The following is a 6234-nucleotide window of genomic DNA, read 5'->3' on the forward strand; positions in this document are numbered from 1 at the left end:
TTTCCTCATTTACTGTTTTCTGCCGGAATTTTTTTTGATTTTTTGTAAAGGCTTTCAACATCTATTGTTCCGTCAGCAATCAGAGAAAGCATGATGTCCACAAGTTTTGGATCAAACTGAGTTCCGCTGTTCCTCTTAAGCTCGTTTATTACAAAATCAAGATCCAGCTGTTTGCGGTAAATACGGTTTGCCGTCATTGCGTCAAATGCGTCTGCAATACCGATAATTCTTGCGTCAAGAGGAATTTCTTCACCTTTTAGGCCGTGGCAATAGCCGCTTCCATCGTATTTTTCGTGATGATAAAGAGCGCCAACGCTTACATTGTCAACAACCGTAAAGTATTTTAAGATTTCTCCGCCACGAATAACATGAGATTTCATGATTTTGTATTCTTCGTCCGTAAGTTTTTCGGGCTTATTCAAAATAGCATCCGGAATTCCGATTTTTCCAATATCGTGCAAAAGCGCCATCTGCCGCAGAGTTTCGCATTTTTCCTTTGAATATCCAAGTTTTTTTGCAATAAAAACTGAATACTCCGACACCCTGTAAGAATGTTCGCTCGTATTTGAATCCTTGGCATCTACAGTCTAGGCAATAGAAAGAATAGTTTCGTTCACCATCTTAATCTGTTTTTTTGCATATTCGAGCTCGTATTTTTGTTTGAGCAAAGTTTTCTGAGAACGAACTCTAGTAACGAACCATGTAAGCCAGACAAGAACAAGCGAGCCAGTCAAAATTACATAGAGTTTGAACCAGTTTTTCTGATACATTTCTGTTTCTTTTTCAATCGTGTAATTTGCGCTTTCAATTACATTTCCGTTCAATCCGTCGAGAATTGAAATTTTAAACACGTAAGTTTTTGGCTTTAAGTTTGAATAAGAAATTTTTCCAAGTTCGCTGAGCAAACACTCTGCCGGTTTTAAATCATTTCCAACAAGAAAATATCTTACATAAGGATCGTTCAGAGAATAATTCAATATTTCCGGCTCAAGCACAAGTTTTTGAGTTTGAGGCGAAAGTTTAAAAACGTCAGAACGGCTAATTTTCTGCTTTATTCCGTCAACTTCCGCAAAATCCAAAATCATGCGGTAAGATTTTGAAGCCATGTCGTATTTTGACATATTAACCTTTACGGCTCCGCTGTCGCAGCAAAGATAAAGATTGTCGTTTTCGAGACAAGGCCATGAATTTGCAATCAGCAGCGAACGAAAACCATGCTTTGCATTTATAACAGGATATTCAGTCTTCAAATTTTCAATCAAATCTTTTGACTGAGCAACATAAATTCCTGCGCTTCCCAAAATCCAGCATGTTCCGTCAGAGTCGCAAATCATGTCGTAATTGTTTGAATACGGAAAATTATCAAGTTTTTTAACTTCTCCTTTTTCGGACGTATAGCAAATTCCGTTGCTTGTAACAATAAAAACACCGTCAGAAAAAGAATCGTAAACCATTCGCAAAATTACGTTTGAAGAAAGTCCGTCTTTTTTTCCAATATTTTTTACAATCTGGCCATTTTCTATTTTTGAAATTCCGCCTCCGTCCGAACCTACGTAGCAGCCATTTTTGTATTCAAGAAGGCAAAGAGATTTTTCGTTGGCAAAACCGTCCTGCGCAGTAAAAACTTTTTCAACAGCATCTTCTCTCAAAAAGGCAACTCCATAATCTCCGGCAACGGCAATTCTTCCGTCCTTAAGCTCGCAGATATTTCTAAAACGGTTTCCAGGAAGTCCAGTTTTCTGTGAAAAATTCTTTATTTCGTATTCGCCAGAAGAATCCAAACTTACTTTATAAATGCCGCTTCCTGTCGTTGCAATCCACAGGTTATTCATAGAATCCACCTTCAAACAGCGAATTCTTATTTTATTAAGCAATGAACTTATTTTATTTTCAACTTTTTTTTCGTTTTCCTCGTCAAGAATTATAAGCCCCTCGTCAGTTCCACAAAAAAGAAGTCCTTGCCATTTTTCTGTAGAATTTACAACAGCGGTTTCTTCGATTTCAGAAAAAAGCTCAACAAAAGTAGATTTGCACATTTCGAGAAGCCCAAGCCTTGAAGAACTGAACCAGAGATTTCCCTGATAATCGATAAGCATTGCGTCTATCGAATTCGTAAAATTGTTCGTGTAAAGTTTTTTGGCCTTAAAACTTTCATCGAAAAAGGCAATTCCCGTGTCAGAACAAACAAAAACACCTTTATTTTCTGCAAAATAGAATGAATTTATGCCTTCTATTCCTGGAATTTTAAATTTGCGGACTAAGTTTGGACCAGAAGGCGTCAAGCTGTAAATAAAAATCGAATCGTCCGGGCTTGCAAGAAAAAGCCTTCCGTCTTCCGAAAAATCTACACTCTGAAAAGAGGTATTTTTCCCATCTTTTAAAAATGAACAGCAAATTTCTCCGTTTTTAAAGCAAAAAAGTTCTCCGCGTTCGGTAACAGCAACGACATTTCCAAATTTGTCAGCAGACATTTTTGTTACATTTTTTATCTGTTCATAGTTTTTTGTAATTTTTACTCCGCCGCTCAAAGACACGAGAGAAATTCCTTCTGTTGTTCCGATGTAATAATTTCCGTCGGTATCGCTGACAATGTCCTTTACAGAATTTGAAAGAAGTCCGCTTTCTTCGTCAATTACATTCATTACGCGTTCATTTATAAAAATCGTAATTCCGCTGTCATTTGTTCCAGTCCAAAGCCTCCCTTCTTCGTCAACAAAAAGGCAATTTACACTTTTTACAGAATGAATATCGCTCATGAGCTTAAATTTTGAACCGTCATACTTAAACAGGCCGGCATAAGTTCCAATCCAAAGTTTTCCGTCATTTGTCTGTTCAATATCGTTTGCTTCGCCAGACAAAAGTCCTTCAGGATTTGAAAAAACTGTCTGAACATAAGAGTCCCATTCATCGGCAAAATTTTGAGTAAAAGCTGTTTTAGGCAATAAAACAAAGAAAAGCGCAAAAATAAAAGTCAAAAACGGAGCTATTTTTTTTGGAATGATTTTTTCTTCTGAATTTTCGTCACGTTTTTTTCTGTAAAACCTTGCAAACTTTATTAAAAGATAAATTATTTCGACACAAAACAGTTTGTCTAAAAATTCAATATAAAACTGCCCAATTACAAAGGAAACATATTTTGGAAAACCTGCGTCCATAAAAAAACGCATTACTTGAGATGCCCAAATATTGCCAATATCACCGCCATACATTGTTATGCTGACGATTACAGAAATTACTGTTGAAATTACAGCAAGCCCCATTCCAATCGTCATAGTTAAGAACTGGCTTTCAAAAACTTTCTTTTTTGCAAAATATCCGGCCAAAAAACCGATAAACGCGCCAGTAACGCAGTAAACCGACTGATGGTCAACAAAAATGCCGTAAATTATATTGTTTGCAAAACCGACTATTGCGCCACAGATCGGACCTGCAAAATACGCAATAAAAAAAGTTCCGACAGAGTCGCACCAAAGCGGAAGCATAAGATTTTCGGCAAAAACTCTTCCAAGAAGGTCAATCAAAAGCGCAAGCACCGTAAATGGAACAATTAGATATTCTTTTTTGGCTTTTAACAACATCACTTTCTCCTGTCTTTAATATTATAACGTTTTATTTATGAATTACAATTTCTATGGCAATTTTTTTGTAAGTTTTTAGTCAAGCAATTATAGAAAACAATGCGTGAACTGATTTTTTTTGGACAAAACTTAGCCCGGATCGCCACGGAAAGACCGGACGAGCGAAGCGAGGGGGACTTGCAGTAAGAGCCGGTCAGCGCGAAGATGAGCTGCGAAAAATTAAAAATTCGTATTTTCTCATAGAAAAAAAAATGCTAAACTTTCATAAAGAATTTAAAGCAGGCGGATTTGGCGTTCTGCTGGAGGAAAAAATGTACATTACATGCCTGGACATGGAAGGCGTAATTGCTCCAGAAATCTGGATTGAGTTTTCAAAAGTTTCTGGAATTCCTGAACTTTCACGAACAACTCGCGATGAACCTGATTACGACAAACTGATGAACTGGAGAATCGCAATTTTAAAGGAACACAAACTTACATTAAAGGACATTCAGAATACGATTGCAAAAATTGATCCGCTTCCCGGCGCAAAAGAATTTTTGGATGAGCTGCGTTCAATCTGCCAGACTGTTGTTTTGAGCGATACTTTTGAAGAATTCGCAGGCCCGATTCTAAAAAAACTCGGAATGCCGACTATTTTCTGCAACAGCCTCGAAACAGACAAAGAAGGTTTTATCGTAAAGCACAAGATGCGCTGCGAAAAATCAAAGCTAACGACGGCAAAAGCGCTGCAGTCAATTGGTTTTGAAACAATCGCTTTTGGCGACAGCTACAACGATCTCGGAATGATTGAAGCAAGCAAGGCAGGTTTTTTGTTCCGCACGACAGACAAAATCAAAAATGATTATCCGAATATTCCGGCTTTTACAGAATATTCAGAACTTTTGGCCGCAATAAAAGACGCGCTCAAAAAATAAAAAAATCGCCAGATTTAAAAACCTGGCGTTTTGGCGGCAAAATTGCAAAAAAAAGGCGCGTTTTGGCGGCAAAATTGCTCGTTTTGCCAGCAAAATGCAAAAAAGGCGCTTTAAAAAACCGATTCCGTTTCTGGACAGTTTTTTAGGCGCTTTTTTTGTGGTGTTTTTCCTAACCGCTTTTTTATTTTTCCGAAAGCATTTTAATCTCGGCTTCCGTAAGCTCGCGGTAAGAGCCAAGCTCAATCGCCGGATCAAGGAAAAGCCCGCCCATTTTTATTCGTTTTAGGTAGACAACCTCATTTCCAAGCTGGGCGAACATTCTTTTTACCTGATGAAACTTTCCTTCAAAAATCGTAAGCAGGCACTCAGTTTTTCCGCTGGAATTTTTTTCAGCAGCAAGAGAAAGCCTTTCAGATTCTACGTTCTCTCCAAATTTTCCGTCTTCATCCCGCCATTTTAATTCGGAAGGAGCGCATTCAAAGCCGTCTTCGTTTTGTTCCCGGTCAATCCAAAAGCCTTTTTTAAAAATTTCGCAGTATTTTTGCTTTTCTTCCAAAGTCAAAGAATCGCGCAAACCGACCGCATAGGTTTTTGGAACGTGAGTTTTCGGCGAAAGCAGCGAATGTGTAAGTTTTCCGTCTGTCGTCAAAATCAAAAGACCTTCAGTGTCAATGTCGAGCCGTCCCATGCAGTGCAAGTCGCCGCCCAAAAATTTGTGCCGCAAATTTTCATCCAAAAGGTCAAAAACGGTCGAATGTTCGCCGTCCCTGTTTGCGCAGACAACATTTTTGCATTTGTTGAGCATAATATAAAGGTCGCGCTGTAAAAATATTTTTTCACCGCCAATTTCGAGGCTATCCGAGTCAATTTCAACTTTTGCAGCAGGATCTGTCACGATTTTCCCGTTCAAGCTCACCAAACTTTTATGGCAAAGCCTTTTTACGTCCTTTCGAGTTCCAAAACCGTGGTGCGCCAATATTTTATCGAGTCTTTCCGCAGGCATTTTTTTAGTTAATTTTTAGATTTTAAGAGGGAGGACAGCCTCCCTGCGCTCCAAACGCAGGCGTTTTCCGCTACCCTCCGTGCGGGGAACTACCCCGCAACGCCCCTTCTATCTTTTTTCGATTGGAATATAATTTCTTTCAGCAAGAATATTTTTGTAAGCAGGACGGTAAATTCGTCCTCCGGCGACAATTTCCTCGATTCTGTGGGCAGACCAGCCGGCGATTCGGCTTACCGCAAACAGAGGAGTAAAAAGCTCGCGAGGAATATTCAGCATTGTATAAATAAAACCAGAATAGAAGTCTACGTTTACACAGATTTTCTTTTCGCCGCCGTGTTTTTCGTAAATAACTTCCGGTCCAAGCCTTTCAATCAGCTTGTAAAGGTTGTATTCGTCTTCAAGGCCTTTTTCTTTTGCAAGTTTTGCCGCATGATCACGCAAAATTGTCGCACGAGGATCGTTAATCGTGTAAATTGCGTGTCCAAGACCATAAATCAAACCTGTATGGTCAAACGCCTCTTTGTTTGCAATTTTTCTTAAATATTCCTTTACTTCTTTTTCGCTCGACCAGTCGCGGACATGAGACTTTATGTCGTCCATCATTTCGATTACACGGATATTTGCTCCTCCGTGTCCGTAACCTTTTAGAGAGCCAACAGCCGCGCCGATTGCAGAATAAGTGTCCGTGTCCGCAGAAGAAACAACATGCACCGTCAAAGAAGAGTTGTTGCCGCCA

4 protein-coding genes and 1 pseudogene are annotated in these 6234 nt (G+C 39.1%); 1 reads left to right on the top strand and 4 read right to left on the bottom strand.

The window, feature by feature from the left end; genetic code table 11:
- Positions 1-5: 5 nt before the first annotated feature.
- Positions 6-569 (bottom strand): annotated as a pseudogene (locus tag B3Y13_RS09850) (HD-GYP domain-containing protein); the annotation flags it as partial.
- Positions 570-587: 18 nt separating this feature from the next.
- Positions 588-3578, bottom strand: coding sequence for a two-component regulator propeller domain-containing protein (locus tag B3Y13_RS09855; RefSeq protein WP_296694270.1), 2991 nt, complete (start codon positions 3576-3578; stop codon positions 588-590).
- 311 nt (positions 3579-3889) lie between these two features.
- Here B3Y13_RS09855 and thrH point away from each other — a divergent pair, with 311 nt between their 5' ends.
- Positions 3890-4495: a bifunctional phosphoserine phosphatase/homoserine phosphotransferase ThrH gene (gene thrH / locus B3Y13_RS09860; RefSeq protein WP_296694273.1), complete on the top strand. Its 606-nt coding sequence runs from the start codon at positions 3890-3892 to the stop codon at positions 4493-4495.
- A gap of 181 nt (positions 4496-4676) precedes the next feature.
- Here the strand turns inward: thrH and B3Y13_RS09865 are convergent, their stop codons facing one another.
- Positions 4677-5498, bottom strand: a complete 822-nt coding sequence (locus B3Y13_RS09865) for a pseudouridine synthase (protein WP_296694276.1) — start codon at positions 5496-5498, stop codon at positions 4677-4679.
- 108 nt (positions 5499-5606) lie between these two features.
- Positions 5607-6234: citrate/2-methylcitrate synthase (locus B3Y13_RS09870; protein WP_296694279.1), on the bottom strand; the 628-nt coding region annotated here is incomplete at its 5' end.

The organism is Treponema sp. UBA7567 (assembly GCF_002476655.1).
Taxonomy (GTDB): Bacteria; Spirochaetota; Spirochaetia; order Treponematales; family Treponemataceae; genus Treponema_D.